The following is a 3,006-nucleotide window of genomic DNA, read 5'->3' as shown; positions in this document are numbered from 1 at the left end:
CCGAGGCCCTGCCGGTCCGCGACCACGCGGTCGACGCCGCGCTGGCGGTGCTCACCGTCCACCACTGGACCGACTGGCGGCGCGGGCTCGCCGAGCTGCGACGAGCGGCGCCACTGCGAGTGGTCCTCGCCTACGACACCCGTCGGCACGCCGAGTTCTGGTTCGTCCGCGAGTACGTGCCCGAGATCGCGGAGCTGGAACTCGGCCGGCCCTCGGCGCCCGACATCGCGGACGAGCTGGGAGCCGAGAGCGTCACGTCCCTGCCGTTGCCCTGGGACTTCACCGACGGGGTCTTCCCCGCCCACTGGCGACGCCCGGCCGCCTACCTCGACCCGCGCGTCCGCCGCGCCTGCTCGGCGCTCGCGCAGACGGACCCCGACGCGGTCGAGCGGGGCGTGCGCCGGCTGCGCCACGACCTCGACACCGGCCGCTGGCACGAACGGCACCGGGACCTCCTCGACCTCGACCACTGGGACGCCGGCTTCCGCCTCATCGTGTCGCGTGGCTGAGGGAGCCGTCCGGCGCGGTCAGGCGCCGACCTTGAGCAGCAGTTCGCTCAGCTCCACGGGCACGGTGACCATGCAGTCGTGGCCGCTGTCCAGCTCCCACACCTGCGACGGGGAACCGTTGGGCTGCACCGCCGGAACGGGTCGCCGCGTGATGCCCTCCGGTGTCGCTCCGACGCAGTGGATGTGCGTCCTCGGGATCGCGCCCGCGGCCGGGTTGTCCAGGCGGACCGGTTGCCGGAGGCAGCGCACCGGCTGGTCCGACAGCATCCCGCGCAGCCAGGCGACGTCCGCCGGGTCGGTGACGCCGAACAGGCCGTGGGGCGGCGGCAGCTCCGGCAGGGGCGGGATGCGCCAGTCGGCGTCGGACCGCGCGGCGAGGTCGATCAGGCCCTGCGTCGCCGGCATGACGTCGATCGCGGTCTCGCCGTCCTCCGGGACCATCGCGTCCAGGTAGACCAGGTGCGCGATCCGGTCCGGGACCTGGTTGGCCGCGGAGGAGATGACCAGGCCCGCGTAGCTGTGCCCGACCAGGACCACGTCGGTGAGGTCTTCCCCGGTGATCAGCGTGACGACGTCGGCCACGTGCGTGTCGAGCCCGACCTCGGGGGCGAGCAGGTGCGCCTTGTCGCCGTAGCCGGTCAGCGACGGCGCGAGCACCCGGTGGCCGGCCGACTCCAGCAGCGGCACCACCCGCTCCCAGCACCGTCCGCTGTGCCAGGCGCCGTGCACCAGCAGGAATGTGGACATGGTCGCGGTGATCCTCCGGTTCGATATGTGACGTGGGAGAACGGTGGTTACCATTTGTAACCCGGTACCGTTCGAGAACCATCGTGATCGTTCGGCTCGCACCGGGCAACAAGGCACTTCGCAGTGCCCCGGTTCCCTGGAGGTAACCATGAAGCCGCGGCAGGACGACGCGTGCCGGACCCGCGTGGTGCTCGACATCGTCGGGGACAAGTGGTCGCTCCTGGTCGTGCGCACCCTCAGGAACGGACCGCGCCGCTTCACCGAGCTGAAGCGGGAAATCGACGGGATCAGCCAGCGCATGCTCACCGTCACGCTGCGCGGCCTGGAACGCGACGGGATCCTCACGCGGACCGTCCACAACGCCATGCCGCCCCACGTCAGCTACGAGCTGACCCCGATGGGCAGGACCCTCCGCGAGGCCACCGCGCCGCTCCTGGAGTGGAGCGTCGCGCACCTGGCCGACATCGACGCCGCCCGCGCCGACTACGACTCCCGCGCCGACGCGCGACCCGACGTGCCGGATCAGGGGCTGCCCGCCGCCCGCCGCGGCGAGGTCCCCCGCACCCGCTAGGTTTCAGCCATGGTGAGACTGGGGGTCGTCGTCCTGCTGCTGGTGATCGGTGCATCGGCCTGTTCGTCGGCCGGTGGTGAGCAGGACGACGACGGGTACGGAGCGCTCGTCGAGGCGTGCGACCTCGTGGACCCGGCGACGGTCACGGCGCTCGCCGACGGCCTCGACGAGACGGCGCCACGTCAGCAGCCGGTCCGGGCGACGACCGACCGGGTCGACGTGGTCGAGTGCCGCCACGAGTTCGGCGATCCCGACAGCGTGCCGATCACCAGGCCGTACGACGAGTTCGAGCCGGACACCCGGGGCACGCCCGCCTACCGCTACGTCTCGGTCACGACCATGCGCTACCACGACGCCGACGGCCAGTCGGGCGCCGACCTCGCCCGGCACTTCCTCGCCTCGGACCCGCAGCCCAAGGTGCCGGACGTCGAGGCGCTCGGACTCGACGACGGCGACATCGCGCAGCGACCCAACGGCGTGGTCAGCTTCACCAAGATCCGGGCCGTCGACGCGAACCTGGTGCTGGTGATCGACTACGGCGGGGCGAACAACGACGCCAAACCGGCGGGCATGCCGGTCGACGCGGGCCGTGCCGGCGCCCTGCGGCTGCTCTCCGACGCCGCGGCCCGGCGCCCGTGCCCCGAACAGGGTTGCTGAGGGACGCCGGGTGACCATCGACCCCGACGCCTGTCTTCCACCGGAGCAGCGGTGGACATGGGATCACCCGGTCGGCCCGCGTTGGCTGCTCTCGGGGGAAGTCGGCTTCGACGATTCCCACGACGACCTCCCGTTGGCGCTGTGCGCGGACATCGAGGGGGTGTTCGTCGACCTGCCGCCCCGACCGCGGGAGCGGTTCACGCTCGTCGGCTGCACCCCCGCCGGCGCGCTCGCCGACCTCCTCGACCGGCTGCCCGCCGACGCGCTCGGCACCGAACGGGCCTGGCTGGGGAACGTCTCCCTGACCTCGCCCGCGACACCGACGGGCACGTCGTCGACCTGGTGGGAACACCTGGACGACGTCGTCGTGCTCGCGCAGCGACCGAGCGCCACCACGCCGGGGACGGTCGACGTCGACCTCGACGGGTTCGTCCACCTCAACGACCGCACGGATGCCGTGGCACGCCCCCGCGGCATCGACGAGTTCGTCCTCCTGTGCGAGGACGAGGGGGCCGGCAGCAC

Annotated in this window: 4 protein-coding genes and 1 pseudogene; 4 read left to right on the top strand and 1 reads right to left on the bottom strand. The window is 72.5% G+C overall.

What is annotated here, in order from left to right:
* Positions 1 to 509, top strand: a 509-nt coding sequence (locus ACFV4N_RS42060) for a methyltransferase domain-containing protein (RefSeq protein ID WP_499678284.1), incomplete at its 5' end; no start/stop codon positions are given.
* Between the two features lie 18 nt (positions 510 to 527).
* On the opposite strand, the gene ACFV4N_RS42055 is transcribed toward ACFV4N_RS42060, so the two are convergent.
* The gene (locus ACFV4N_RS42055) at positions 528 to 1,256 is read right to left on the bottom strand and encodes an alpha/beta fold hydrolase (protein WP_499678283.1); all 729 of its coding nucleotides are present in this window, start codon (positions 1,254 to 1,256) and stop codon (positions 528 to 530) included.
* A 148-nt stretch (positions 1,257 to 1,404) separates the two neighbouring features.
* On the opposite strand from ACFV4N_RS42055, the gene ACFV4N_RS42050 reads away from it, so the two are divergent.
* The 3 genes and pseudogenes from ACFV4N_RS42050 to ACFV4N_RS42040 all read left to right on the top strand — a co-directional run.
* The gene (locus tag ACFV4N_RS42050; protein WP_499678282.1) at positions 1,405 to 1,827 is read left to right on the top strand and encodes a winged helix-turn-helix transcriptional regulator; all 423 of its coding nucleotides are present in this window, start codon (positions 1,405 to 1,407) and stop codon (positions 1,825 to 1,827) included.
* A 9-nt stretch (positions 1,828 to 1,836) separates the two neighbouring features.
* Positions 1,837 to 2,484: a hypothetical protein gene (locus ACFV4N_RS42045; protein WP_499678281.1), complete on the top strand. Its 648-nt coding sequence runs from the start codon at positions 1,837 to 1,839 to the stop codon at positions 2,482 to 2,484.
* A gap of 10 nt (positions 2,485 to 2,494) precedes the next feature.
* Positions 2,495 to 3,006 (top strand): annotated as a pseudogene (locus ACFV4N_RS42040) (hypothetical protein); the annotation flags it as partial.

The organism is Actinosynnema sp. NPDC059797, assembly GCF_042732085.1.
In the GTDB taxonomy this organism is placed as follows: Bacteria; Actinomycetota; Actinomycetes; order Mycobacteriales; family Pseudonocardiaceae; genus Actinosynnema.
This window is presented reverse-complemented; position numbering and strand designations above follow the sequence as displayed.